Source organism: Spirillospora sp. CA-128828, assembly GCF_050945415.1.
Lineage (GTDB): Bacteria > Actinomycetota > Actinomycetes > Streptosporangiales > Streptosporangiaceae > Spirillospora.
Genome location: NZ_CP191986.1, coordinates 4623819 through 4647861, shown reverse-complemented (window position 1 = coordinate 4647861; position 24043 = coordinate 4623819). Strand labels below are relative to the sequence as shown.

Below are 24043 nucleotides of genomic sequence, written 5' to 3'. Positions count from 1 at the left end.
GGCCCGGAGCATAACCGCCCTAACGCAGCGGCTCCCCGACCCCCCGCATATGCCCCAGCGCCTCCCGGTAAGACGCCACCAGCCCCGTCTCGGTGTAGGGAACCCCCACCACCGCGCAGTGCTCACGCACCAGCGGCTGTACCCGACGCAGACTGCACCGCGGGATCCCCGGGAACAGATGATGCTCGATCTGGTAGTTCAGACCACCCATCAGCCAGTCCGTCACCAGACCGCCCCGCACGTTCCGGGACGTCAGCACCTGCCGCCGCAGATGCCCCCACCGCTCCCCCGGCTCCGGCATCGCCATCCCCTTGTGGTTCGGCGCGAACACCGCACCCAGATGCACCCCGAAAAGCGCATGCTGCAAAGCGATCAACGCCAGCGCCTTCCCCGGCGACAGCAACGAGAACGCCAACCCCAGATACCCCACGGCGTGCACCAGCAGCAGACCGCCCTCCACCACCTGATCACGCCGTGAACGCCCCCGCAGGAAAGCCAGACTCCCCACCTTGAGGTTCACGCCCTCCAACGTCAGCAGCGGGAAGAACAGCGCCGCCTGATGCCGCGCCACCCACCGCAGCACACCCCGCCGCCGCTCCGCCTGCTCACACGTCCACGCCACCACCCCCTCCCCCACATCGGGATCCTTCCCGACATGGTTCGGATTGGCGTGATGCCGATTGTGCTTGTCGTTCCACCACCCATGCCCCATCCCGAGCAGCAGATTCCCCAGCAGCAGCCCCAGCCACCGGTTGCCGCGCGCGCTCCGCGCGATCTGCCGATGCCCCGCGTCATGCCCCAGGAACGCGGTCCGCGTCGTGATGACGGCCAGCGGAATCCCCAGCAGAACCGTCCACCAGCCGTCCCCCGCCCACGCCACCGCCCCCCACAGCGCCGCGGTCGCGGCCAGATTCAGCCCGATCGCCCGCGCGTAGTAACCGCGCCGACGATCCAGCAGCCCGCCATCGCGGACCCGGCGCGCCAACGGCGCGAAGTCGCTACCGGCAGACCGGCCGGACGATCGGGAGGGGGCGTGCAGGGTTGCGGGCATGAAGCCTCCATTCGACGGGGGAACGATTGCCCGAAAGTTACGGAGCGTGAGACCGGGAAGTCACCCCGCTGAGGAGCCATTCACGGTCTGGCTCGCAGGTCCCGGTCCCGCCCGGCGCCCCTCCCTCCACGAGATGATCACCAGCGGAACCCGCACCCTGCGCAAAGACCCCGTCACCATCCCCATATAGGGTCACAAGTCATGGACGACGACTCTCGGTGGATCGACCTGGACGGTGCCGTCAACGCCCGCGACCTCGGCGGCCTCCCCACTGCCGACGGCCGCACCACCCGGCGCGGACGCGTCCTCCGCTCCGACAACCTCCAGGACCTCTCGGTCGCCGACGTCCGAATCCTCCTCGACGACTACGCCCTCAAGAACGTCATCGACCTGCGCAGCGACGCCGAAGTACGCCTCGAAGGACCCGGCCCCCTCACCCGCGTACCGTCCGTGACCGTCCACCAGCTGTCGCTGTTCCCCGAAGGCGGCCGCCACACCGACGTCGCCGCCGACGTCGCCAAAGCCCTCCCCTGGCAGGAACGCCCCTCGGCCGGCCCCGAACAGGACCGTTCCACCGGCCACTACCTCGGCTACCTCACCGACCGCGGCGACTCCATCGTCGCCGCCCTGCGCGTCATGACCCGCACCGACGGATCGGCGCTGGTGCACTGCGCCGCAGGCAAGGACCGCACCGGCGTCGTCTGCGTCCTGGCCCTCGACATCGCCGGGGTCACCCGCGAAGCGGTCGTCGCCGACTACGTCAAGACCGGCGAACGCCTCGAAGCAGTCCTGCGGCGCCTGCGCGACAGCGACACCTACGCCGCCGACCTCGACTCCCGCCCAGCCGACACCCACATGCCCCACGCCGCCATCATGGAGAAGTTCCTCACCCGCATCGACGAGGAACACGGCGGCACCCTCGGCTGGCTGTCCGGACACGGCTGGACCACCGACGACACCGACGCCCTCCGCGAGCGCCTCCTCGGCTGACACCCCGCCGCCCCGCCGCCGCGCGGACGGCTGCCCGCCGCGGGTGTACCTGCGAGCCCCCCGGGTAGCGGCCCGGGCATGAAACTCCGCTCACCCGAACGCGCCGCGGACGCCGAGCAGCGCCGCCGCGTCACCCCCGTCGAGCAGCACATCCACAGCTTCCTGGAAGTCGTCCCGCTGATGGCCACCGGCTTCCTCGCCACCCTGCACTGGGACCAGGCCCGCGCCCTCGCCGGCCGGACCTCCGCCTCCACCGCAAGCGCCGCCCGCTCACCCCCCGAACCCGCACCGCGCTCCTCGGAGCGATGGCCTTGTTCGGCGCCCTCCCCTACGCGGAGGAGATGATCCGCTGCCTGCGCGCCCGTCCCACCCTCAAGGCACAGCCGACCGCCGACCCACCGCCAACGAGCACCATTGCCATCCCAGCCGATCCGGCAACTGCTCGTTGAGATCGTTGTCTGTTTTTTGTCAGCGAGGATGATGGATGCAACCCGCCCAGCGCCTTTACATTGTAATTTGAACGGTGAAGTAAGTGGCTGCTCGGGGCGTCGGTCAGAGGGTCAGGCGAGGACGTCGCGGACGGCGGCCTGCGCCGCCTTGCGGAGCTCGGCGTGCAGGGCCGCGTTCGCCTCCCTGTCGGTGCGGGCCTCGATGATCCGCAGCCCCTCCCCCGCCATCGCCTTCGGCAGGTCCGCGGCCGCGTCCAGCCGCCGGTACGGGACGTGGTGCGCGGCGGCGACCGCCTCCAGGTCCACCTGGTGGGGGGTGCCGAAGACCCGCTCGAACGGGCCGCGCAGCGCCGCCTGCGGCAGCAGCGAGAAGATCCCGCCGCCCTGGTTGTTCACAACGACGATCGCCAGGTCGGGACGGCGGTCCCACGGGCCGACGATCAGCCCGTTCTGGTCATGCAGGAACGCCAGGTCGCCGAGCAGGGCGTAGGAGCGGCCGCTGTGCACCAGCGCCGCGCCCATCGCCGTCGACACCAGCCCGTCGATGCCGCTGGCCCCCCGGTTCGCCATGATCCGGATGCCGCGGCGCGGCCGCATCACCTGGTCCAGATCCCGGATCGGCATGCTCGCCGCCGTGAACAGCAGCGACCCGCCCGGCAGCCCCGCGACCAGGTCGCGGGCCAGCCGCGGCTCGCTCACCTCGGGCACCGCGTCCAGGACGCCGTCCACGGCCGCCGCCGCGGCCAGGTCCGCGGCCCGCCACGACTTCAGCCACGCGTCGTCGCCCGACACCACCGGGATCTCCACCTCCGGCGCCACCTGCGTCGCCGACCGCACCGGATCGGGCCAGTGCGCCAGATCCGGCGCCAGCACGATGTGCTCCTCCGCACGGCGCAGCAGCGACAGCAGCGGACGAGACAACCCGGGCTTGCCGAGCGTCACCACCACCTCCGGGCGGTGCCGCTCGACGAACTCCGGGACACCCAGCAGGAAATGATGCGACGACAGCGCGTGATCACCGTAGCGGGCGTTGCCGTTCGGCTCGGCGAGGACGGGCCAGCCCGCCATCGACGCCGCCGCCACGTACCGCTTGACGTTCACCGCGCCGTCCCCGACCACGAGGACACCACGGCGGGTCGGCGGGACGTGCAGCACCGAGCCCGGCGTCGCCGGGCGCACCTTCGTCCACGCGCCCGTCGCGTCGCCGTCCAGAGGCTCGCACCACGTCTCGTCGCCGTCCGGAATCAGCGGCTCGCGGAACGAGGCGTTCACATGCACCGGCCCCGGGACGGGCGCCTGCGCCATCCCCCACGCGCGGCTCAGCAGCGACCGCCAGTACGCCACCATGCCCGGCCGGTTCTCCGGGACGCCGATCTCGGTGCTCCACCGCACCGCCGTCCCGTACAGCTTCACCTGGTCGATCGTCTGGTTCGCGCCGGTGTCGCGCAGCTCCGGCGGCCGGTCCGCCGTGATCACGATCAGCGGGACGCCCGACTCGTGCGCCTCCACCACCGCCGGGTGGAAGTTCGCCGCCGCCGTCCCCGACGTGCACACCAGCGCGACCGGGCGCCCCGACCGCTTCGCCATGCCGAGCCCGAGGAACGACGCCGACCGCTCGTCGATCCGCACATGCAGCCGGATCCGGTCCGCCTCCTCGGCGGCATGCAGCGCCAGCGCCAGCGGCGCCGACCGCGACCCCGGCGCCAGCACCGCGTCGGTCATCCCGCAGCGCAGCAGCTCGTCGACCAGGACGGTCGCCAGCGCGGTGGCCGGGTTCACGGCGCCTCCCCGATCACCGCCGGGCCGTCCAGGTGGGCCTGCGCGTCCAGGGCCCGTCGGCGCAACCGCGTGCCGGGCGCCTCCCAGCGGCCCAGCGCCTCCTCGTCCACCACCGGCCGGCGCACCTCGATCTCACCCGCGACCGGGTGCAGCGGATCGTGCACGACGTCGCCCTCCAGCAGCGACAGCGTCGCCAGCCCGCACGCGTACGGCAGCTCCGGCAGCGCCGCCGCCAGCGCCAGACCCGCCGCCAGCCCCACCGACGTCTCCACCGCGCTCGACACCACCACCGGCAGCCCGCACGCCTCCGCCACCCGCAGCGCCGCGGCGACCCCGCCGAGCGGCTGCACCTTCAGCACCGCCACGTCCGCGGCGCCCGCCGCCCGCACCTTCAGCGGGTCCTCGGCGCGGCGGATCGACTCGTCCGCCGCGATCGGCACGTCCACGCGCCGCCGCAGCCGCGCGAGCTCCTCCAGCGTCGCGCACGGCTGCTCGGCGTACTCCAGCTCCCACCGGTCCAGCGCGCGGATCATCCGCGCGGCACGGTCGACGTCCCAGCCGCCGTTGACGTCGATCCTGACCCGGCCCTCCGGGCCGATCGCCGCGCGGACGGCCTCCACCCGCGCCAGATCGTCGGCGTCGTCCTGACCGCGCTCGGCGACCTTCACCTTCGCGGTGCGGCAGCCGGACTCCTTGGTCATCTCGAACGCCCGCTCCGGGCCGACCGCCGGGATCGTCACGTTCACCGGGATCCGGTCCCGGACGGGCGCGGGCCAGGCCTCGTACGCGGCCTCGCGGGCGGCGGCGAGCCAGCGGGCGCACTCGGCCGGACCGTACTCGGCGAACGGCGAGAACTCCCCCCAGCCGGCGGGGCCCTGGATCAGGGCGCCCTCCCGCCGCGTCACACCGCGGAACCGCGTCCGCATCGGGATGGAGAACACCCGCACCCGCCGACCCCCTGACCTGCCCGTCGAATCACGGCATTCCGGATCACACCGTGCGCTCGGACCCTTAGTAGTACCACGGGAAACGCGACCAATCGGGATCGCGCTTCTCCAGGAACGAGTCCCGTCCCTCGGCGGCCTCGTCGGTGCCGTAGGCGAGCCGCGTCGCCTCACCGGCGAACACCTGCTGGCCGACGAGACCGTCGTCGATCAGGTTGAACGCGTACTTCAGCATCCGCTGCGCCGTGGGGCTCTTCCCGTTCACCTTCCGCGCCCACTCCAGCGCCACCGCCTCCAGCTCGGCGTGCGGGACGACCGCGTTGACCATCCCCATCCGGTGCGCGGCCTCGGCGTCGTAGGCGTCCCCCAGGAAGAAGATCTCGCGGGCGAACTTCTGCCCGACCTGCCGCGCCAGGTACGCCGATCCGAACCCGCCGTCGAAGCTCGCCACGTCCGCGTCGGTCTGCTTGAACCGGGCGTGCTCCAGGCTGGCGATCGTGAGGTCGCACACCACGTGCAGGCTGTGCCCGCCGCCGGCAGCCCACCCCGGCACCACGCAGATGACGACCTTGCCCATCATGCGGATCAGCCGCTGCACCTCCAGGATGTGCAGCCGCCCCGCGCGCGCCGGGTCGATCGTGTCGGACGTCTCGCCCTCGGCGTACTTGTACCCGTCCCTGCCGCGGATCCGCTGGTCGCCGCCGGAGCAGAACGCCCACCCGCCGTCCCTGGGCGAGGGCCCGTTCCCGGTCAGCAGGACGCACCCGATGTCGCTCGACATCCGAGCATGGTCCAGCGCCCGGTACAGCTCGTCGACCGTGTGGGGCCGGAACGCGTTGCGCACCGCCGGGCGGTCGAACGCCACCCGCACCGTTCCGTGGTCGACCGCCCGGTGGTAGGTGATGTCGGTGAAGTCGAACCCCTCGACCTCTTTCCACGCGTCCGCGTCGAACAGCTCCGAGACCATGTCGTCCTCTCTCGTCGGGCGCCCGCGCCGCCCGGGGTCCGCGGCGCTCGTGCACCATTCAACCCGCCCCGTGTTTGAACGCGTTCAGCGGGGTCGTCTACCCTGATGAGATCATGGATCGCCCGCTGCACGCCGCCGTTCTGCCCCCCGGCCCCCGCCTCTTCCGAGCCCTGGCCGACGCGCTCGACGGCGGCCCCGCGATCTGCCCGCTGTCCCCCGACCTGCCGGAACCCGCGCTCCGCGAACTGCTGGACGCCCTGGCCCCGGACGCGATCCGCACACCGGACGGCCTGGCACCGTTCCGCCCCCGCGGCGGGCGCCGGCCCACCGCTCCCGGCACCGCCGTGCTGATCGCCACATCCGGCTCCACCGGCACGCCCAAGTTCGTCGAGCTGTCGGGCGCCGCGTTGCGCCACTCCGCCGCCGGGACGCTCGCGCGCATCGAGGCCGGCCCCCGCGACCGGTGGCTGTGCTGCGTGCCGACCAGCCACATCTCCGGCGTCCAGGTCCTGGTCCGCGCCCTCGTCGCCGGCACCGAGCCCATCATCGCGCCCCGCTTCGACGCCGCGGCCCTCGCCGCCACCGAAGGCGCGCACGTCTCCCTCGTCCCGACACAGCTGCGCCGGCTGCTGGACACCGGCGCCGACCTGGCACGCCTGGGCGCCATCGTCCTCGGCGGAGCCGCCGCCTTCCCCGGCCTGCTCGCCGAGGCGCGCGCCCGGGGCGTCCGCGTCTTCACCACCTACGGCATGAGCGAGACCTGCGGCGGCTGCGTCTACGACGGGACGCCCCTGGACGGCATGCGCGTCGCCCTCGGCGCCGGCGGCCGCATCCGCCTCTCCGGCCCGTCGCTGTTCACCGGCTACCGGCTGCGGCCGGAACAGACGGCTGAGGTCAGGGACGGCGACTGGTTCGTCACCCAGGACCTCGGCGCGCTGGAGGACGGTCGGCTCCGCGTCCGCGGCCGCCTCGACGACGTGATCAACACCGGCGGGGAGAAGGTCGTCGCGGGCGAGATCGCCGCCGTCCTGTCCCGCCACCCGAAGGTCCGCGACGTCGTCGTGGTCGGCCGGCCCGACCCCGAGTGGGGCGAGCGGGTCACGGCCGTCGTCGTCCCGGCCGCGTCCGGGCGGCCGGAACTGACCGAGCTGCGCGCGTTCGTCCGGGAGACGATGCCCCCGTACGCGGCGCCGCACGAGCTGGAGCTGGTCGAGGCCATCCCGCTGCTGGCGTCCGGCAAACCCGACCGGGCCCGGCTGCGCTCCCCCGCACCGGACCGCACAGTGTCACCGGACCGCACAGTGTCACCGCGCCGCTGACAACGTCCCCGGGAAGCCGCGGCGCATGGCAGGGTAATCACCCGGGGAGAGGACGACCATGGCGGTACAGCGCGGCGAGCGGGAGAACGGCGACGGACCGGAGCACGAGAGCGCCCTCACCGTCGTGCTCGCGTTCGCCGCCAACCTCGGCATCGCCGTCGCGAAGATCGTCGCGGCGCTGATCACCGGATCGGCGTCCATGGCCGCGGAGGCCGCCCACTCCGTCGCCGACACCTTCAACGAGGTGCTGCTGCTGGTCGGCCTGCGGCGCAGCGGCCGGCCCGCCGACCGCCGCCACCCGCTCGGGCACGGCAAGGAACGCTACATCTGGACCCTGCTCGTCGCCGTCGCCATCTTCGGCATGGGCGCGCTGTTCTCCTACTACCAGGGGATCCAGACGCTCACCGGACACCGCGGCGCCGCCGAGTCCGACGTGGTAGTCGGCTACGCCGTGCTCGGCGTGGCGTTCGTGCTGGAGGCGATCTCGTGGCAGCAGGCCCTCCGGCAGGTCAGGGCCGCGGCGCGGGAGGAGAACCTGCCGCTGACCGCCTACATCCGCCGCACCGACGAGCCGACCGCGATCAGCGTGCTGCTGGAGGACTCCGCGGCCCTCGTCGGTCTGCTCATCGCGTTCGGCGGCCTCGGCCTGCACCAGCTGACCGGCTCGGCGACCTGGGACGGGGTGGGTTCCCTGCTCATCGGCGTCCTGCTCACGGCCGTCGCGCTGGTCCTCGGCCGCATCAACCTGAACCTGCTGATCGGCTCGCAGGCCGACCCCCGGCTCGTCGCCGACGTGCGGGCACGCCTCGGCCGGGCGCCCGAGGTGGAGTGGGTCGTCGACATCGTCACCGTGACGTTCGGCGCCGACCGCGTTCTGGTCTGCGCCCGGCTGGACTTCCACGACTCCCTCACCGCCGGCGACGTCGAGCGCGCCTGCGTCCGGATGGCCCGCGAGCTGCGCGACGCGCACGAGGAGGTCGACGAGGTGTTCCTCGAACCGGTCCCCCGCGACGACGCTGAGCTGCGGGAACGGGTCATCGCGCGTTATGGCCGGGTGCTGCGGCCGAAGGAGCCGGACGCGTAGTGGTCTTCGTCACGCTGCCACGGCCACGCACCTTTACGTAGTAAGGTCACGTCGGGCCGGGCTGGACGGTGTGAAACGCCCAGCTCCGGGCACCACGACCCTTTGGATCGCTCCTCCACGATCCCCCGCGGAGCGCCGCCGGCCCACGGCGCCGGGAACAAGAACCCGGTGCTGCGTCGTTCCGTTAAGTGCGTGCGCCAAGAGCGAACACAATCAGCGTCGCACTCACACACCGAAGGGAGGGGGGTGTCCCCATGCCGCGAAGCGCCGTCGAGACCCCGCTCACGGAGTCGGCGGGCCCCGCGCTCAACGACCTCCTGAAGCGTGGCCGCGCCCAAGGGCGCCTCTCGCTCGACGAGGTGAGGGGGGCCTTCGAGACCGCCGGCATCAGCCCGGCCCAGGGCCGTTCCATCCTGCGCGAGCTGTCCGAGGCCGGCATCAGCCTGGCGGGCGAGTCCGACTCCGTCCGCAAGATGGCGGCGGCCGCCGACCACGCCGCCGGGGAGACCGCCCAGGGGACGCCGGGCACCATGAGCAACACGGGCGCCGCCAAGCGGCGCGCCCCCCGCAAGGCCGCGGCGAAGGACGCCCCCGAGACCGCGAGCCGGTCCCCGAAGACCACCGGCAAGGTCGACGCGCCGGCCGACGAGGGGTTCGAGGTCACCGAGGTCGAGGCCGAGGAGACCGCGACCGACCTGGACGACCAGTCGACCACCATGGGCGACTCCGTCCACACCTACCTCAAGGCGATCGGACGCCGGCAGCTGCTCACCGCCGAGCAGGAGGTCGACCTCGCCAAGCGCATCGAGGCCGGTCTCTACGCCGAGCACAAGCTGGAGAGCGAGGACCTCTCCCCCGCCCTGCGCGCCGACCTGGAATGGGTCGCCGGCGATGGACGCCGCGCCAAGGCCCACATGCTGGAGGCCAACCTCCGGCTCGTGGTGTCGGTCGCCAAGAAGTACTCCGACCGCGGCCTGTCGCTGCTGGACGTCGTCCAGGAGGGCAACCTCGGCCTGATCCGGGCCGTGGAGAAGTTCGACTACTCCAAGGGCTACAAGTTCTCCACCTACGCGATGTGGTGGATCCGGCAGGCGATCCAGCGCGGCTTCGCCGACTCGGCCCGCACGATCCGGCTGCCCGTCCACGTCCTCGAGATGCTCAGCAAGCTGAGCCGCGTCGAGCGCGACATGCACCAGCGTCTCGGCCGCGAGCCCACCCCCGAGGAACTGGCCGCCGAGCTGGACAAGAGCCCCGAGCAGGTCCGCGAGCTGCTGCGCACCACCCGCCAGCCGATCAGCCTGGACTCCACCATCGGCGAGGACGGCGAGACCCGCATCGGCGACCTCATCGAGGACACCGACAGCCCCGAGGCGTCCGAGCTGGTGGACCGCCAGCTCATGGCCGACCAGCTGCGCCGCACCCTTGACATCCTGTCCCCGCGCGAAGCCAAGATCATGGCGATGCGGTTCGGGCTGTACGACGGGACGCCCCGCACCCTGGACGAGATCGGCAAGGCCCTCGGGCTGACGCGGGAGCGGATCCGCCAGCTGGAGAAGGAGTCGCTGTCGAAGCTGCGGCACCCGAGCAACGCGCGCCCGCTGCTCGACTTCGCCGTCTGACCCGCCCGCCCGTCACGCGAAGGGCCCGCCGGACCGTCACGGTCCGGCGGGCCCTTCCGTTCTCCCGGTGCCGGCGGCCCCGGACGGCGAATGCCGAGAACCTCAGTCGGCGTGGCGGAACTCCAGGATGGCGACGCCCATCAGGCCCACGCCCATGCCGAGGACGATGAGGATCTCCAGCCAGATCGGCACCACCCAGCCGCCCCAGGTGACGCCCGGGTCGAACGTCCGCATCAGCTGCGGGGAGACGTCCAGGTGGGAGAACACCGCGTGCCGCAGCGGGTCGACCGCGTAGGTGAGCGGGTTGAACCGGGTCAGGACGGTCAGCCATGTCGGCAGCCCGCTCAGCGGGTAGAGGGCGCCGGACAGGAACATCATCGGCATCATGGCCATCTGCATGAGGCCGAAGAACGACTGCATGCTGGTGATCCGCGCGGCCATCATGACGCCGAACCCGGTCAGCGCGAACGCCCCGATGAACATCATGCCGAGCATCTCCAGCAGGAGCAGCGGGTCGTAGGGGACCCCGGCGAGGCCCGCCAGCAGCACGATCACCGCGCCCTGCACGGTCGCCACCAGCGCGCCGCCGATGCACTTGCCGACCACGATGGCGCTGCGGCTGACGGGAGCGACGAGCATCTCGCGCAGGAAGCCGAACTCGCGGTCCCACACGATCGACCCGGCGGAGAACATCGCGGTGAACATCACCGACATCGCGCACACGCCGGGGAAGATGAAGGTCTTCAGGTCGACGGTCCCGGCGGGGCCGCCGCCGCTGGCCATCAGGTTCGACAGGCCCGTGCCCATGACCAGCAGCCACAGCACGGGCTGGACGAGCCCGGACACCATGCGCAGCTTGTCGCGCCAGAACCGGATCAGCTCCCGGTGCAGGACGATCTTCACGGCGCGCAGGTCCTGCCGCAGGCCGCGCTCGGGCACCCGCACCCGGACGACCTCGGTGGCCGCCGCCGTCTCCGCCGTGGTCGCCATCGTCACCTCCTCATCGCGCGCATCGCGACGCGCATCCCGTCGCTCGCCGAGGCCTCGGCGTCGCGGATCGTGGTGCCGGTGAAGGACATGAACACATCGTCCAGCGACGGCCGCGCCACGTTCACCGACCGGATCGGGACGCCCAGCTCGGCGAACAGCCGCGGCACGAACGCCTCACCCGAGGCCACCGAGAAGGTGACCGCGCCCTCCGACACGACCGCCTCCAGGTCGAACCGCTCCTTGATCGCGGCGATCGCGGCCTCGTCGTCGGCGGTCTGGATCCGGATCCGGTCCTCGCCGACGCCGGCCTTGAGCGCCTCGGGGGTGTCCAGCGCCACGATCCGCCCCGAGTCCATGATCGCGATGCGCTCGCAGAACTCGGCCTCGTCCATGTAGTGCGTCGTCATGAAGATCGTGATCTCTTCGGTCCGCTGCAGCCGCCGGATGTACTCCCAGATCGACGCCCGGGTCTGCGGGTCCAGGCCGACGGTCGGCTCGTCCAGGAACAGCACCCGCGGGGAGTGCAGCAGACCCCGCGCGATCTCCAGCCGGCGCTTCATCCCGCCGGAGTAGGTCTGCACCAGGTCGCCGCGCCGGTCCGCCAGGTTGACCATCTCCAGCACCTGCTGGATGCGGTCGCCCGCCACCGAGCGCGGCACCCCGTATAGCTCGGCGTGGAACCGCAGGTTCTGCTCCCCCGACAGGTAGCCGTCGAGCGTCGGGTCCTGGAACACCAGCCCGATGTTGCGGCGCACGCTGTCGCGTTCGGTCGCCACGTCGTGCCCCGCGACGCGCGCCCGGCCCCCGGTCGGGCGCAGCAGTGTGCAGAGCATGTTGATGGTCGTGGACTTGCCCGCGCCGTTCGGGCCGAGGAAACCGAAGATCTCCCCCGGCCGCACGGTGAAGTCGATCCCCCGCACGGCCTCCACGTCGCCGAACCTCTTGGTCAGGCCGTCGACCTCGACGGCGGGTCCCCCGTCCGGCATGGGGCCTCCCTCCGCATGGAGAAAACACCCATATTTTGGGCTATCCAACGGTAGGAGTACCCTATCTCTCACGTCAAGAGAAATAGGACGCGCCAAGGAACCGCGAGGGAGTTTGGGACGTGGAGAACCGGCCCGATCCGCTGTACGACTCGCCCACCTATCTGATGTTCGAGACGGTGCGGCTCGTCCGGCGCACCGCGGCGCAGATGTTCCCCGGCCAGCCGCGGATGCCGCAGCTGCTCGTCCTGTGGTGCGTGGCGCGGCACGGGCCGCTGTCGCAGCGCGAGGTCGCCGAGCGGCTGCGCATGGACGCCGGCGACCTGGTCGGCATCGTGGACGCGCTGGAGGACGCCGGCCACGTCCGGCGCCGCCGCGACCCCGATGACCGGCGGCGTTACGCGCTGGAGGCCACCGAGGACGGCCGGCTCAGCCTCGGCGAGGGACTCGACGCCCGCGTCCGGCTCAACGAGATCCTGTTCGAGCCGCTGTCACCGGAGGAGAGGCGCCTGTTCAGGGACATGCTCCTACGCGTCCTCGCTCACCACGACGAACGGTTCACCGAGGAGCCGGAACCGGGACGTCCGGCTCCTGCGGAGGGTCTGGAGGGTCGCCCCGCCACCGCGGACCGGGCCGGTCAGCAGACCGGCGCGGGGCTCCCAAGCGGCAGCCGCGCCTCGTCGTAGCGGCGCAGGACCAGCCGCGCGGCCGCGCCGTGCGCCCCGATCGGGGCGGCGACCACGTCGGCGCCGCACGCCGCCATCCGGTCGTGGAAACGGCCGGGCGCCAGCAGGTACGACGCGACGGCGACACGCTTCGCGCCGTCCCTCCGCAGCCCCGCGACGGCCTCCTCCAGCGCCGGGCCGCCCGCGGCGACGAATCCGTGCGGGACGGGCCGCCGCAGCCGCCGCGCCAGCAGCCGGGCGGCCGCCCGCACATCGGCGATGCCCGCCGGGTCGGCGGACCCCGCCGCGCCGAGAACCACGCCGTCCGGGCGCGGCAGGGTCCGGTCCTGTTCCGCCAGCCGCGCGGCCAGCGCGTCCGCCAGCAGGGCGTCCGGCCCGAGTGGCCGGGACGTCACCGCCCCCGGCAGCAGCCGGGACGCCCGCTCGGGGATGTCGATCAGCGCGTGGTAGCCGCGCGCCAGCAGCAGCGGGACGACGACCACCGGCCCGCCGCGCAGCGAGTCCGCGGCGTCCTCCAGGGAAGGCTCGGACAGCTCGCCGTACGCCTCGGCGACCCGCAGCCCCGGCCGCATCGCCCGCACCCGGGCGAGCAGCTCCCGGACGGCGGCGGGACCGGCCGGATCCCGGGTGCCGTGCGCCACGGCCAGCAGCGCGGGCGCCGGCGCTCCCCGATCAGCCACCGGCACCCGCCGGGAGCCGGTCGGCGATCCGCGGATCGCACGCCAGCCGGTAGCCCCGCTTGACGACGGTCTCGACGATGCCGGGACGGCCGAGACCGCGCCGCAGCCGCGCCACGGCCATCTCGACCGCGTGCTCGTCGGCCTGCGGCCTGGCGTCCCGCAGCCGCGACTCCCGCGGCCAGGCGTCCTTGGCGGCCGGCGCGCCGACCAGCCGGCTCGGCAGCACCCCGCACAGCTCCGCCCGCGACACCACATGCCCGGGACGCCGCGCGAGCGCCCGCAGGATCGCCATCGGCGCGGGCGCGATGGGCCGCAGCTGACCGTCCAGGACGACGGCGTGCCCCCGCAGCTCCAGCGAGAACCCCCGCACCGACAGCCGCCGCGAGCGGCGCCGCGGCAGGTCCGACACCAGCGCCCGCACGAGCGCGCCGAGCCGGGCCCGTTCCGGCTGGACGGTCGGGACGCCGTGCCCGGTGAGCGCCTGCGCGGTGACGGGGCCGACGCACGCCGCCACCACGTGGCTGCGCATCGCCTCCAGCAGGGCCTCCTCCAGCCCGTCCTCGGCGGCCACGGCCAGCGTCGCGGCGACCGCGGGCGCGCTGGTGAACGTGATCGCGTCGACCGTGCCCGCGACCGCCTGCCCGACGAGCCGGCGCAGCGGTGTGGTGTCCTCGGTCCGCGACCACCGGTACACCGGGATCTCGATCACCTCGGCGCCGGCGCCGCGCAGCGCCCCGGTCAGCTCCGGTTCCCGCTCCCCGTACAGCTGCACGGCGACGCGCGCGCCGTCCAGGTCCTTCTCCAGGAGGTGCGCGATGACCTCGGCGCACTCCTCCGACTCCGGCGACCAGCGCTCCTGCAGGCCCGCCGACCGGATCGCGCCGCGCGCCTTCGGCCCGCGCGCCACGATGTCGGTCTCGGCCAGCTGGGCGATGAGGGCGTCCCGCATCCCGTGCCCGTCGGCCGCCTCCAGCCACGCCCGGAACCCGATGCCGGTCGTGACGACGACATGGTCCAGGGGACCGCCGACGCACGCGAGGGTGGCCTCCATCAGTTCGGCGTCGTCGGCGAGCGGGACGAGACGGATCGCGGGCGCGAGCACGACCCTGGCGCCGCGCCGTTCCAGCAGCGTCGCGAGCTCCTCCTGGCGGCGGGCCGCGGTCACGCCGACGGCGAACCCGGCCAGCGGCTCACTGCCGGTGCTCATCGGTGAGCGCCACCTCCACCCGGTCCCCGGAACGGCGGACGGAGAAGGCCGGCACCGCCACCCGGGGGTCGTCCAGGCACGCCCCGGTCCGCAGGTCGAACACCTGCTTGTACATGGGGGACGCGACGGTCGGCGTCCCGTCCCGGGTGCCGAGGATCCCCCGCGACAGCACGTACGCGCCACTGAACGGGTCGAGGTTCGACAGCGCGTACAGCGTGCCGTCGAAGACCCGGAAGATCGCGACCTGCGTCCCGTCCACCATCGCGCAGGCGCCCCGCTCGGGGGTCAGCGCGGCGTAGGAGCAGATGTCGAACCAGCGGGCCGCGGGCCGGCCCGCCCGCTCCCTGACGATCGTCGCATCGGGTGAAGTGGTCATCGCGCGGCAACCTCCTGGCGGGAACTGTCAATGGTCCGATACTCGGCAGGGGCGGTTTCACGGTTGGGTCCCCTTTGTCACCGGCGTGTTAAAAGCGGCTCACTGCCGGGCGCCGGAGGCCCTCGGCAGGCGCCGGAGGCTCCACCGGGGGCACGGCGGGAGTCAGCCGGACGGCGCAGACCTTGAACTCCGGCATTCGCGACACCGGGTCGAGTGCGGGGTTGGTGAGCAGGTTCGCGCGGCCGTCCCCCGCCCAGTGGAACGGGATGAAGACGGTGTCGGGACGGATGGCGTCGGTGAGCCGCGCCCTGACGGTCGCTACGCCCCGGCGGCTCTCCACCCGCACGTCGGCGCCGTTCTCGATGCCGAGGCGCTCGGCGAGGTCCGGATGCAGCTCGACGAACGGCCCCGGCGCCGCCTCGGCCAGCGGGCGGACCCGCCTGGTCTGCGCGCCCGACTGGTACTGGGCGAGGACCCGCCCCGTGGTCAGGTACACGGGATAGTCGGCGTCGACGTCCTCGGCGGCGCCGTGATGCTCGACCGGGACGAACCGGGCCCGGCCGTCCGAGGTGGGGAACCGGTCCAGATAGGGCCGCGGCGTGCCCGGGTGGCCGGGCGACGGGCAGGGCCAGAACACCCCGCCCTCCGCCTCGATCCGCTCGTAGGAGATGCCGGAGTAGTCGGCGACGCCGCCGGCGCTGGCGCGGCGCAGTTCGCCGAACACCGCCGCCGGGTCGGTGCTCCACTCCCCCGGCGCATCGAGCCGCCCGGCGAGCGCGCTCAGGATCTCAAGGTCGGTGCGGACGCCGTCCGGCGGGCGGACGGCCCGGCGCCGGCGCAGCACCCGGCCCTCAAGGTTCGTCATCGTCCCCGACTCCTCGGCCCACTGCGCGGTGGGCAGGACGACGTCGGCGCGCCGCGCGGTCTCCGACGGGACGAAGTCGGCCACCACCAGCAGCTCCAGCGCGCCGAGCCGCTCCTCCACCTCCGCGGCCCGCGGCGCCGACACCACCGGATTGGATCCGAACAGCAGCAGAGCCTTCGGGCCCTCCTCGGTCCCCAGTGCCGACAGCAACTCGTACGCCGACCGGCCCGGCCCGGGCAGGACGGCCGGGTCGACGCCCCAGACCTCCGCGACGTGGGCGCGGGCCGCCGGGTCGTCGATCCTGCGATAGCCGGGCAGCTGGTCGGCCTTCTGCCCGTGCTCGCGCCCGCCCTGCCCGTTCCCCTGCCCGGTGAGGCACCCGTAGCCGGAGCCCTCCCGGCCCGGCAGCCCCAGCGCGAGGGCCAGGTTGATGAACGCGCTCACCGTGTCGGTGCCGCGGGCGTGCTGCTCGGCACCGCGGGCGGTCAGGACATGCGCGCGGGCGGCGCGGGCCAGCAGCCGGACGGCCTCCCGCATCAGCGGCACCGGCACCCCGGTGATGCGCTCGGCCCGCTCCGGCCAGTACGCGTTCACGACCGTCCGGACGGCGTCGAACCCGCTGGTGCGGGCCGCGATGTACTCCTCGTCCGCCAGCCCCTCGGCGAGCGCCAGATGCAGCATCCCGTTGGCGAGCGCGATGTCGGTGCCGGGGGTCGGCTGCAGGTGCAGGTCGGCCTGGCGGGCGGTCGCGGTGCGGCGCGGATCGACGACGACGAGGGCGCCGCCGCCGTCCCGCATCTCGGTCAGGTGCCGCATGAACGGCGGCATCGTCTCGGCCACGTTCCCGCCCGCGAGCAGGACCGCGCCGGACGCCGCCAGATCCGTGACGGGACCGGGCAGGCCGCGGTCCATGCCGAACGCCCGCCCGGACGCCGCCGCGGCCGACGACATGCAGAACCGCCCGTTGTAGTCGATCTGGGACGTACCGAGTGCGATCCGGGCGAACTTGCCGAGCTGGTAAGCCTTCTCGTTCGTCAGCCCGCCGCCGCCGAACACCGCGACGGCGTCCGGGCCGTGCAGCGCCCGCAGCCGCCCGACCTCGGCGGTGATCCTGCCGAGCGCCTCGTCCCATGTGCAGGGCTCCAGCGGCCCGTCCCGGCCGCGGCGCATCATCGGCGCGGTCAGCCGGTCCGGGACGGTGAGCAGCTCTGCCGCCGTCCAGCCCTTCTGGCACAGCCCGCCGCGATTGGCCGGAACATCGTCGCGCGGCGTCACCCGCAGGGTGTCCCGGTCTCGCTCGTCGTGCAGGGTCATGCCGCATTGCAGGGCGCAGTACGGACAGTGCGTAGGAGTCCCGACCATGCGCCGAGACTCGACGGGCGCCGTTTCGCGCGCGAGTCCCGTGTGTGACTCCAGCGTTAAATGCCTTTCACGCCCCGCGTCCGCCGAGGTCAGGAGCCCGGCATGGCGGGACCGCGACGCCGGCCCGAGGGCGGCGCGATCCGCCTTGACGAACGCGGGTCAAGCGTTGTCGATCCCTGTCATGGCCTATTCGTCGCCGATCGCCCGGTTACCGAACGGATTCGTGGTGGTCCGGCGATCTCGCGGCGAATGCGGCCAACGCCCCGGTACACCCGGGACCGCCCTGTGGTGATCGCGCCTAACCTCGGTACATGCCCGACCTTGCTTACTACGCCTCCCTGCCGCGCGCCCGCGGCGCCGCGGCGGCCCTGCTGCTGGACGATCTCGGGCGGGTCCTGCTGGTCAAGCCCACCTACAGCGAGGGCTGGTTCCTGCCCGGCGGGGTCATCGAGGCCGACGAGTCCCCCCTGTCGGCATGCGTGCGCGAGTGCGAGGAGGAACTCGGCCTCGTCCCGCGGCTGGACGGGCTGGCCTGCGTCGACTGGGGGTCCCCCCGCGCCGACGGCGTGGACGCCGTCAACGTTTTCGTGTTCGGCGGCACGATCACCGGCGCGGAGATCGCCGCGATCCGGCTGCCGCCCGAGGAGCTCTCCGACCACGTCCTCGTGGCCCCGGAGAAGGTCCCCGAGCTGGCGCCGCCGCACGTGTCGCGCCGGATGGAGCCCAGCCTGCGGGCCATGGCCGCCGGGCGCGCCGTCTACCTTGAGGACGGCCGCGAACAGCCGTTCGGCCTCTCCCGCACCTGAACCCCGCTCCGCGCCCGGCCCGCTACACCGGCACCGCGTCCTGGATGGAGCGGGCGAGCTCGGGCTGGGCGGCGTGCGCGCAGTGCGCGCAGCAGTAGAAGTGCCCGGCCACGTCCACGCCGTGCCCCATGATGCGGCACTGGCAGTGCTCGCAGATCGGCGCCATCTTCGTTACCGCGCACTCGAACGAGTCGAACGTGTGCACCTCGCCCTGGGCGTGCACCTCGAACGCCATCGCGTAGTCGTTGCCGCAGACCTCGCAGGTCGCCATCTGTCCCGTCTCCGTTCCCCCGCCGCCTCGCGATCTCTGCCTACCCGGGCCGGCCCCGGTCAACCCGCACCTCACAGCGGGCGGGGACACGCTGTGCAGCGGAGTTATCACCGCTGTATGACCGGACACACGTCCGCGAAACGCCGGCTTCCTACGGTCGTGGCCGTCCGAGCGACCAAGGAGACCGCCTGATGACCGTCACCACGCAAGCCGCGCGCCGCGAGCGCCCCCATCCGCTGAAGGGCCGGTGGATCGACGACTGGCGCCCCGAGGACCCCGCGTTCTGGACGGCCGGCGGATCCAGGATCGCCCGCCGCAACCTCGTCTTCTCGATCTTCTCCGAGCACATCGGGTTCTCGGTGTGGACGCTGTGGTCCGTGCTCGTCCTGTTCCTCGGCCCCGCCTACGGCATCGACCCGGCCGGCAAGTTCACCCTCACGGCCGTCCCCGCGCTGATCGGGTCAGGGCTGCGGATCCCCTACACCTTCGCCGTCGCCCGCTTCGGCGGCCGCAACTGGACGATCCTCAGCGCTTCGCTGCTGCTCATCCCCGCCGTCCTCGCCGCGTTCCTCATCAAGCCCGGCGTATCGTTCACCACGCTGCTGCTCCTCGCGGCCGTCGCGGGCGTCGGCGGCGGCAACTTCGCGTCCTCGATGGCCAACATCAACGCGTTCTACCCGCAGCGCCTCAAGGGGTGGGCGCTCGGGATCAACGCCGGCGGCGGCAACCTCGGCGTCGCCGTCGTCCAGCTCGTCGGGCTGCTGGTCCTCGCCACCGCGGGCAAGGGGCACCCGGGCCTGGTCGCCGGCGTGTACATCCCGTTCATCGTCCTGGCCGCGCTCGGCTCCGCGCTGGGGATGGACAACCTGTCCCAGGCGCGCAACGACAAGCGCGCCATGCGCGACGTCTGCAAGGACGCCCACACCTGGATCATGTCCGCGCTGTACATCGGGACGTTCGGCTCCTTCATCGGGTTCGGCTTCGCATTCGGCCAGGTGCTGCAGGTGCAGTTCAAGGCCGACTTCGACACCCCGATCAAGGCCGCCTACCTCACCTTCCTCGGCCCGCTGCTCGGGTCGCTGATCCGCCCGGTCGGCGGCTGGCTCGCGGACAAGGCCGGCGGCGCCAAGGTGACGTTCTGGAACTTCGTCGCGATGGCGGCGGCGGCCGCGCTGGTGCTGACCGCCTCGCTCAACAAGTCGCTCGCGCTGTTCCTCACCGGGTTCATCCTGCTGTTCGTGTTCAGCGGCCTCGGCAACGGCTCCACCTACAAGATGATCCCGGCGATCTTCCGGGCGAAGGCGGAGCTCGGTGTCGCCAACGGCGGCGACCCGGTGGCCGCCGAGCACGAGGCCCGCCGCCTCGCCGGTGCGCTCATCGGCGTCGCGGGCGCCATCGGCGCCTTCGGCGGCGTACTGGTCAACATCGCGTTCCGGCAGTCGTTCCTGAGCTACAAGACCGGCGACGGCGCCTACATCGCGTTCATCACCTACTACGCGCTCTGCTTCGCCCTCACCTGGCTGGTCTACCTGCGGACCCACCCGAGGAAGCTGGCGGGCGTCTGACCCCGCGCCGACCGCCCCGCCGCCGGCCGGACCCCGCACCGGGGTCCGGCCAGCGCGGCGACCGGCCCGACGAGCGCAGCACCGCCTCCCACGCGTCCCCCGGCTCCAGCGGCAGATGCGGGACGCCCCAGTGCCACGCCGACACCAGCAGATCGGGGTCCCGCGGCCGGTAGTCGGCCCCGACCGCGCGGGCCATGTCCCAGGCGTGCAGATGCCACTCCACGCAGGCCGCGCCCGCGTGGTCGCCGACCGTGTACTTGGTGCCGCGGTAGATCAGGTGGGTCCGGTCCCACATGTCGGGCATCAGGTCGGCGTACGCCCCCGCCGACACCCCGAACGCCATGATCCGCTCGGGCCCGGGCTCCGCCGGCAGCACCGCGAGCTCCGTCGCGTTCTGCCGGGCCTGCTGCCGGATCAGCACCGCCGTCGCCGCCTCCTGCGCGAACAGCTTGGCCAGCCGGCTGTCGGGCGCGTCCTGCAGGTACTCCAGGAAGTTCTCCGCCACGCACCGCAGATGGCCCGCCAGATCGATCAGCTGCCAGTCGGCGCAGGGCGTCGGCACGTCCCAGTCCCCGACGGTGTCCGCCAGCGCGCGGATCGCCTTCACCCCGTCCTGATAGGACTCGAGTACGCGGCACCGGTCCGGCGGCGTGCGCTCCACGTGACTTCCCCCAACGTCCAGAGCACCGTGTGCCCTCTCCGCCGGGACGTGTCCGCGCGCCCGGCACGCTGGTACGACGTGCGGCGCGGGGCACCCCCCGGCGTTCCCCGAGAGGGCAGACTGTCAAAGTTCGGTGGCCGGTGCCACCCGGTGACGCTGTGTCGTCACATGTCCGCGACGGCTCAGACGCGCACGGTCGGCTGCGTCCGGAAGCTGAGCCGGTGCGCCTCCCGCGCGGTGCGCAGCCGGTCGACCTCGTCGGTCCACGGGCGGACCGCCGGGCGGGCCTTGGCCTTGCGGTAGGCGATCTCGGCGGCCCGGCGCGCCGCGGCGTCCTGCGTCTCCACCGAGTACACCTTCGGGCCCATCGCGACCCGCTCGGACGCCTCGGCGGCGGCGAGCACGGCCGTCAGCGCCTTGTCGAACGCGACGGTGAGCCCACTCAGCTCCGGGCCGGACACGCCCGCGGCCTGCGCGTCCCGCAGCGCCCGCTCCGCCTCGCCGGCCGCCGCCAGCCGGTCCTCGTACTCGGCGGCCAGCCGCTGGTCGGCCTCGTACGGTTCCGCGACGTCCTTGCTCACCCGGCGGCCCAGCGGCATGGTGGTACTCCCTCGACGGTCGTGCAGTGTGCGGTCGTGCAGTGTCCGATCGAGGTAAGCGTACGCGTGGTCCCGGCGTGTCGTGACGCCGGACACCCGGCTTCGGCCCTTTACGCAGTAAGGTCATCGCATGGTCCGGCAGCCCAGCATCAACGCCCAGCACCGCGCCCCGCTGTCCATCGAGCGGATCATCGAGGCCGCCCTGCAGATCGTGGACGGCCAGGGACTCGGCCGCCTCACGATGCGCCGCCTCGGCGACGCGCTGGAGGTCGAGGCGATGGCGATCTACCACCACCTCCCCCGCGGCAAGGAACAGCTCCTGGACGGTCTCGTCGCGCACGTCGCGTCCGCCCCGGCCGACGCGTCCGCCGACGCTTCCGGCGGGGGACGCTGGCAGGACGTGCTGCGCGCGTGGGCCGGCGGCTACCGGGGGCGGCTGCTGACGCACGCGGGCGTCCTCCCGCTGGTCGTCACGCGCCGCAACCCCGCCGCGCTCACCACCACGGTCGCGTCCCTGCGGGAGGTCCTGCGCCTCGGGGGCGTCGCCGAGGACACGGCGGCGGTCGCCGCGCACACGCTGCTCGGCTACGTGATCGGCCACGCCGCGCTGGAGGTCCGCGGCACCGCCGAGGACGGCGCCGACCGCACCGTCGACTGGGACGCCCGCTTCACCGCCGGGCTCGACGTCGTCCTCGGCGGAGTGCGCTAGTCCTCCACGACGAGGACTTCCAGGTGGTGCGGGCCATGGGCGCCCTCCACCCGGACCATCTCGATCCCGTAGGTCGCGGAGGGGCCGCTGATCCAGGTGAGCGGGCGCGCCGGATCGAGCCGCCCGATCGCCTCCGGGACCGTCCCGACGATCTGGTCGGCGCGGACGACGCACAGGTGGTAGCCGGGGACGAGGGTGAGCGCCCGCCTCCCCTGCGCCCGGCCGCCGTCCAGGACGACCGTGCCCGTCTGCGCGACGGCCACCGCGCAGCCGGTCACCACGCCGTCGACCGCGGCGAGGGTGTCCAGGTCGACCGGCGGGGTGTCGGCCAGCGCACGGACGCCGTCCAGCTCCGCGAGCCAGCCGAACGGCAGGTCCGCCGGGACGACGATCTGCTTGGCCTCGCGGCCCCACAGCGCGGCCGCCACGGCGGTGCCCGCCTCGTCCGCGCCGACGTGCCGCACGGCCGCGCGGTTGTCGGCGACCCGCTCGGTGAACAGGGCGAGGACGTCGGCCCTGGTCTCGGCCTCCGCCTCGGTCAGGCGACGGGCATAGCCGCGCGGAACCGGCGGACGCGTCCCGCGGCTACCGCCCAGCGCCTCCCGTACCCGCCGCAGCACCTCGTCGCGCGAGCTCATGCCCGCGTCCTCTTCCACCAGGCGCGGAAGCTCTCCGAGGGCGGCACGGGAACGTCGCGGGCCTCCGTCCACTTGCCGAGCAGGCCGGGAAGGCGGCGGATCCGCCCGCCGCGCGACAGCAGCCGCGCCCAGCGGGTGCCGCGGCGCAGCGCGGTCTCATGCCGGCGCGGGTCGCCCATCGTCCAGGCGAGGCCGCGCATCAGCACCATCTCGGGCGTCGGGACGGGACGCCGCCGGCGCGACTCGACCACCGCTCCGCGCAGGTGGACCAGCACGTCCGGAATGTCGATCTTCACCGGGCAGACGTCGGCACAGGCGCCGCAGAGCGTGGACGCGTACGGCAGCGAGGCGTCGGCGGCGCTCTCCACACCGCGCATCAGCGGGGTGAGCATCGCGCCGACCGGCCCCGGATACACCGGCCCGTACGGCCCCCCGCCCGTCCGCTCGTAGACGGGGCAGACGTTCAGGCAGGCCGAGCAGCGGATGCAGCGCAGGGCGGCGCGGCCGGCCTCGTCGGCGAGCGCCCTGGTGCGGCCGTTGTCGAGCAGGACGAGGTGGAACTCGCGTGGCCCGTCGCCCGGCGTCACGCCCGTCCAGGACGAGACGTAGGGGGACATCCGGTCACCGGTCGAGGAGCGCGGCAGGAGCTGAAGGAACACCTCCATGTCATCCCACTCCGGAACGACCTTGTCGATACCGGCGACGGTGATCAGTGTCTCGGGGAGCGTGAGGCACATGCGCCCGGCCCCCTCCGGCTCCAGCAGGACGACCGTGCCGGACTCGGCCACCAGGAAGTCCGCGCCGGTGATCGCGACCCGGGCCCGCAGGAACCGCTCGCGCAGGTGGGCCCGGGCGGCGGCGGCCAGCGCCTCGGGGTCGGCGGCCGGCTCCGGGCCGGCCGCCGGAACCGCGCGCCGGAACAGCTCCCCGATCTCCGCGCGGTCGCGGTGCGCGGCCGGCGCCAGCAGGTGGGACGGGGCGTCCTCGCCGAGCTGGACGATCATCTCGCCGACGCCGGCCTCGCGGACCGTGAGGCCCGCCCGGGCGAGCGCGTCGTCCAGGCCGGTCTCCCGGACCGTCGCGGACGCGCCCTTGACGACGTCCTTCGCACCGGTGCCCCGCACCAGGCCGGTGACGACGCGGCGCGCCTCCGCCGCGTCCGCCGCCCAGTGGACGGTCCCGCCCGCCTCGGTGACGGCCCGTTCCAGCTCCTCCAGGTGGGCGTCCAGGTTGAGGAGGGCCGAGTCCCTGACGGCGCGCCCGGTTTCGCGCAGGTCCTCCCAGTCGGCCGGCTCGCCCGCGGCGGCGGCCTGCCGCTCCCTCATCGCGGCCGTAGCACCGCGCAGGTTGCGGCGCAGCCGGGTGTCGGACAGCGCGGACCGCGCCGCGGCGGAGAACTTCGGCATCGGCAGTGGCACCGGCCCGCTCGTCCCCGGGGAGGAC

The 24043-nt window shown here is 73.4% G+C and carries 24 protein-coding genes; 9 read left to right on the top strand and 15 right to left on the bottom strand.

The features are described 5' to 3' along the window. Window positions 1-19: 19 nt before the first annotated feature. Window positions 20-1051, bottom strand: coding sequence for a fatty acid desaturase family protein (locus ACQPXG_RS22775; RefSeq protein ID WP_433469727.1), 1032 nt, complete (start codon window positions 1049-1051; stop codon window positions 20-22). Window positions 1052-1252: 201 nt separating this feature from the next. Between ACQPXG_RS22775 and ACQPXG_RS22770 the strand changes: the two genes are divergently transcribed. Beyond that, the gene (locus ACQPXG_RS22770) at window positions 1253-2041 is read left to right on the top strand and encodes a tyrosine-protein phosphatase (protein ID WP_433469726.1); all 789 of its coding nucleotides are present in this window, start codon (window positions 1253-1255) and stop codon (window positions 2039-2041) included. Window positions 2042-2119: 78 nt separating this feature from the next. After that, window positions 2120-2386, top strand: coding sequence for a hypothetical protein (locus tag ACQPXG_RS22765; RefSeq protein WP_433469725.1), 267 nt, complete (start codon window positions 2120-2122; stop codon window positions 2384-2386). A gap of 215 nt (window positions 2387-2601) precedes the next feature. Here the strand turns inward: ACQPXG_RS22765 and menD are convergent, their stop codons facing one another. The 3 genes from menD to ACQPXG_RS22750 form a co-directional block, all read right to left on the bottom strand. Further along, window positions 2602-4269, bottom strand: a complete 1668-nt coding sequence (gene menD, locus ACQPXG_RS22760) for a 2-succinyl-5-enolpyruvyl-6-hydroxy-3-cyclohexene-1-carboxylic-acid synthase (protein WP_433469724.1) — start codon at window positions 4267-4269, stop codon at window positions 2602-2604. Beyond that, entirely contained in the window at window positions 4266-5195 is a 930-nt protein-coding gene (locus tag ACQPXG_RS22755) for an o-succinylbenzoate synthase (RefSeq protein WP_433470030.1), read from the bottom strand. Before ACQPXG_RS22755 ends, menD begins: the two co-directional genes overlap by 4 nt. 85 nt (window positions 5196-5280) lie before the next feature. After that, window positions 5281-6180, bottom strand: coding sequence for a 1,4-dihydroxy-2-naphthoyl-CoA synthase (locus ACQPXG_RS22750; protein ID WP_433469723.1), 900 nt, complete (start codon window positions 6178-6180; stop codon window positions 5281-5283). 113 nt (window positions 6181-6293) lie between these two features. On the opposite strand from ACQPXG_RS22750, the gene ACQPXG_RS22745 reads away from it, so the two are divergent. The 3 genes from ACQPXG_RS22745 to ACQPXG_RS22735 all read left to right on the top strand — a co-directional run bounded on the left by ACQPXG_RS22745 (window position 6294) and on the right by ACQPXG_RS22735 (window position 10202). Further along, entirely contained in the window at window positions 6294-7499 is a 1206-nt protein-coding gene (locus tag ACQPXG_RS22745; protein ID WP_433469722.1) for an AMP-binding protein, read from the top strand. A gap of 58 nt (window positions 7500-7557) precedes the next feature. Beyond that, entirely contained in the window at window positions 7558-8583 is a 1026-nt protein-coding gene (locus tag ACQPXG_RS22740; RefSeq protein WP_433469721.1) for a cation diffusion facilitator family transporter, read from the top strand. A gap of 254 nt (window positions 8584-8837) precedes the next feature. Beyond that, window positions 8838-10202, top strand: a complete 1365-nt coding sequence (locus ACQPXG_RS22735; RefSeq protein ID WP_433469720.1) for an RNA polymerase sigma factor — start codon at window positions 8838-8840, stop codon at window positions 10200-10202. A 102-nt stretch (window positions 10203-10304) separates the two neighbouring features. On the opposite strand, the gene ACQPXG_RS22730 is transcribed toward ACQPXG_RS22735, so the two are convergent. Both ACQPXG_RS22730 and ACQPXG_RS22725 read right to left on the bottom strand, forming a co-directional pair. Continuing rightward, a complete protein-coding gene (locus ACQPXG_RS22730) occupies window positions 10305-11192 on the bottom strand; it encodes an ABC transporter permease (RefSeq protein ID WP_433469719.1) in 888 nt (295 codons plus the stop codon). Window positions 11193-11194: 2 nt separating this feature from the next. After that, complete coding sequence (locus tag ACQPXG_RS22725; RefSeq protein ID WP_433469718.1) at window positions 11195-12178, bottom strand: ABC transporter ATP-binding protein; 984 nt, start codon at window positions 12176-12178, stop codon at window positions 11195-11197. Between the two features lie 119 nt (window positions 12179-12297). Here ACQPXG_RS22725 and ACQPXG_RS22720 point away from each other — a divergent pair, with 119 nt between their 5' ends. Beyond that, window positions 12298-12861, top strand: a complete 564-nt coding sequence (locus ACQPXG_RS22720) for a MarR family winged helix-turn-helix transcriptional regulator (protein ID WP_433469717.1) — start codon at window positions 12298-12300, stop codon at window positions 12859-12861. Here the strand turns inward: ACQPXG_RS22720 and ACQPXG_RS22715 are convergent. From ACQPXG_RS22715 to ACQPXG_RS22700, 4 genes are all read right to left on the bottom strand, one after another. After that, the gene (locus ACQPXG_RS22715; protein ID WP_433469716.1) at window positions 12813-13541 is read right to left on the bottom strand and encodes a sirohydrochlorin chelatase; all 729 of its coding nucleotides are present in this window, start codon (window positions 13539-13541) and stop codon (window positions 12813-12815) included. The two genes, ACQPXG_RS22720 and ACQPXG_RS22715, sit on opposite strands and share 49 nt — an antisense overlap. Next, a complete protein-coding gene (locus tag ACQPXG_RS22710; RefSeq protein ID WP_433469715.1) occupies window positions 13534-14748 on the bottom strand; it encodes a uroporphyrinogen-III synthase in 1215 nt (404 codons plus the stop codon). Before ACQPXG_RS22710 ends, ACQPXG_RS22715 begins: the two co-directional genes overlap by 8 nt. Beyond that, on the bottom strand, window positions 14732-15124 hold the full coding sequence (gene nirD / locus ACQPXG_RS22705) for a nitrite reductase small subunit NirD (RefSeq protein WP_433469714.1): 393 nt from the start codon (window positions 15122-15124) through the stop codon (window positions 14732-14734). Before nirD ends, ACQPXG_RS22710 begins: the two co-directional genes overlap by 17 nt. An 88-nt stretch (window positions 15125-15212) precedes the next feature. Beyond that, a complete protein-coding gene (locus ACQPXG_RS22700) occupies window positions 15213-17351 on the bottom strand; it encodes a molybdopterin oxidoreductase family protein (protein ID WP_433469713.1) in 2139 nt (712 codons plus the stop codon). 311 nt (window positions 17352-17662) lie between these two features. Here ACQPXG_RS22700 and ACQPXG_RS22695 point away from each other — a divergent pair, with 311 nt between their 5' ends. Beyond that, window positions 17663-18157: an NUDIX domain-containing protein gene (locus ACQPXG_RS22695; protein WP_433469712.1), complete on the top strand. Its 495-nt coding sequence runs from the start codon at window positions 17663-17665 to the stop codon at window positions 18155-18157. Between the two features lie 22 nt (window positions 18158-18179). On the opposite strand, the gene ACQPXG_RS22690 is transcribed toward ACQPXG_RS22695, so the two are convergent. Then, window positions 18180-18428 carry a hypothetical protein gene (locus ACQPXG_RS22690; RefSeq protein WP_433469711.1) on the bottom strand — a complete coding sequence of 83 codons (249 nt, stop codon included), beginning with the start codon at window positions 18426-18428 and terminating at the stop codon, window positions 18180-18182. 191 nt (window positions 18429-18619) lie between these two features. On the opposite strand from ACQPXG_RS22690, the gene ACQPXG_RS22685 reads away from it, so the two are divergent. Then, the gene (locus ACQPXG_RS22685) at window positions 18620-19993 is read left to right on the top strand and encodes a nitrate/nitrite transporter (protein WP_433469710.1); all 1374 of its coding nucleotides are present in this window, start codon (window positions 18620-18622) and stop codon (window positions 19991-19993) included. On the opposite strand, the gene ACQPXG_RS22680 is transcribed toward ACQPXG_RS22685, so the two are convergent. Then, window positions 19941-20654: a maleylpyruvate isomerase N-terminal domain-containing protein gene (locus ACQPXG_RS22680; protein WP_433469709.1), complete on the bottom strand. Its 714-nt coding sequence runs from the start codon at window positions 20652-20654 to the stop codon at window positions 19941-19943. The genes ACQPXG_RS22685 and ACQPXG_RS22680 overlap by 53 nt on opposite strands. Before the next feature lie 182 nt (window positions 20655-20836). Next, window positions 20837-21253: a plectin gene (locus ACQPXG_RS22675; RefSeq protein ID WP_433469708.1), complete on the bottom strand. Its 417-nt coding sequence runs from the start codon at window positions 21251-21253 to the stop codon at window positions 20837-20839. Between the two features lie 130 nt (window positions 21254-21383). On the opposite strand from ACQPXG_RS22675, the gene ACQPXG_RS22670 reads away from it, so the two are divergent. Further along, complete coding sequence (locus ACQPXG_RS22670; protein WP_433469707.1) at window positions 21384-21962, top strand: TetR/AcrR family transcriptional regulator; 579 nt, start codon at window positions 21384-21386, stop codon at window positions 21960-21962. On the opposite strand, the gene ACQPXG_RS22665 is transcribed toward ACQPXG_RS22670, so the two are convergent. Next, a complete protein-coding gene (locus tag ACQPXG_RS22665) occupies window positions 21959-22600 on the bottom strand; it encodes a LutC/YkgG family protein (RefSeq protein ID WP_433469706.1) in 642 nt (213 codons plus the stop codon). The genes ACQPXG_RS22670 and ACQPXG_RS22665 overlap by 4 nt on opposite strands. Further along, the gene (locus ACQPXG_RS22660) at window positions 22597-24006 is read right to left on the bottom strand and encodes a lactate utilization protein B (RefSeq protein ID WP_433470029.1); all 1410 of its coding nucleotides are present in this window, start codon (window positions 24004-24006) and stop codon (window positions 22597-22599) included. Before ACQPXG_RS22660 ends, ACQPXG_RS22665 begins: the two co-directional genes overlap by 4 nt. Window positions 24007-24043 lie beyond the last annotated feature (37 nt).

What these genes read in the sequence shown, in the direction of transcription:
- ACQPXG_RS22775 (WP_433469727.1), bottom strand. Translation starts at nt 1,051, where the DNA reads ATGCCCGCAACCCTGCACGCCCCCTCCCGATCGTCCGGCCGGTCTGCC.
- ACQPXG_RS22770 (WP_433469726.1), top strand. Translation starts at nt 1,253, where the DNA reads ATGGACGACGACTCTCGGTGGATCGACCTGGACGGTGCCGTCAACGCC.
- ACQPXG_RS22765 (WP_433469725.1), top strand. Translation starts at nt 2,120, where the DNA reads ATGAAACTCCGCTCACCCGAACGCGCCGCGGACGCCGAGCAGCGCCGC.
- ACQPXG_RS22755 (WP_433470030.1), bottom strand. Translation starts at nt 5,195, where the DNA reads ATGCGGACGCGGTTCCGCGGTGTGACGCGGCGGGAGGGCGCCCTGATC.
- ACQPXG_RS22750 (WP_433469723.1), bottom strand. Translation starts at nt 6,180, where the DNA reads ATGGTCTCGGAGCTGTTCGACGCGGACGCGTGGAAAGAGGTCGAGGGG.
- ACQPXG_RS22745 (WP_433469722.1), top strand. Translation starts at nt 6,294, where the DNA reads ATGGATCGCCCGCTGCACGCCGCCGTTCTGCCCCCCGGCCCCCGCCTC.
- ACQPXG_RS22740 (WP_433469721.1), top strand. Translation starts at nt 7,558, where the DNA reads ATGGCGGTACAGCGCGGCGAGCGGGAGAACGGCGACGGACCGGAGCAC.
- ACQPXG_RS22735 (WP_433469720.1), top strand. Translation starts at nt 8,838, where the DNA reads ATGCCGCGAAGCGCCGTCGAGACCCCGCTCACGGAGTCGGCGGGCCCC.
- ACQPXG_RS22730 (WP_433469719.1), bottom strand. Translation starts at nt 11,192, where the DNA reads ATGGCGACCACGGCGGAGACGGCGGCGGCCACCGAGGTCGTCCGGGTG.
- ACQPXG_RS22725 (WP_433469718.1), bottom strand. Translation starts at nt 12,178, where the DNA reads ATGCCGGACGGGGGACCCGCCGTCGAGGTCGACGGCCTGACCAAGAGG.
- ACQPXG_RS22710 (WP_433469715.1), bottom strand. Translation starts at nt 14,748, where the DNA reads ATGAGCACCGGCAGTGAGCCGCTGGCCGGGTTCGCCGTCGGCGTGACC.
- nirD (WP_433469714.1), bottom strand. Translation starts at nt 15,124, where the DNA reads ATGACCACTTCACCCGATGCGACGATCGTCAGGGAGCGGGCGGGCCGG.
- ACQPXG_RS22700 (WP_433469713.1), bottom strand. Translation starts at nt 17,351, where the DNA reads ATGGTCGGGACTCCTACGCACTGTCCGTACTGCGCCCTGCAATGCGGC.
- ACQPXG_RS22695 (WP_433469712.1), top strand. Translation starts at nt 17,663, where the DNA reads ATGCCCGACCTTGCTTACTACGCCTCCCTGCCGCGCGCCCGCGGCGCC.
- ACQPXG_RS22690 (WP_433469711.1), bottom strand. Translation starts at nt 18,428, where the DNA reads ATGGCGACCTGCGAGGTCTGCGGCAACGACTACGCGATGGCGTTCGAG.
- ACQPXG_RS22685 (WP_433469710.1), top strand. Translation starts at nt 18,620, where the DNA reads ATGACCGTCACCACGCAAGCCGCGCGCCGCGAGCGCCCCCATCCGCTG.
- ACQPXG_RS22675 (WP_433469708.1), bottom strand. Translation starts at nt 21,253, where the DNA reads ATGCCGCTGGGCCGCCGGGTGAGCAAGGACGTCGCGGAACCGTACGAG.
- ACQPXG_RS22670 (WP_433469707.1), top strand. Translation starts at nt 21,384, where the DNA reads ATGGTCCGGCAGCCCAGCATCAACGCCCAGCACCGCGCCCCGCTGTCC.
- ACQPXG_RS22665 (WP_433469706.1), bottom strand. Translation starts at nt 22,600, where the DNA reads ATGAGCTCGCGCGACGAGGTGCTGCGGCGGGTACGGGAGGCGCTGGGC.
- ACQPXG_RS22660 (WP_433470029.1), bottom strand. Translation starts at nt 24,006, where the DNA reads ATGCCGAAGTTCTCCGCCGCGGCGCGGTCCGCGCTGTCCGACACCCGG.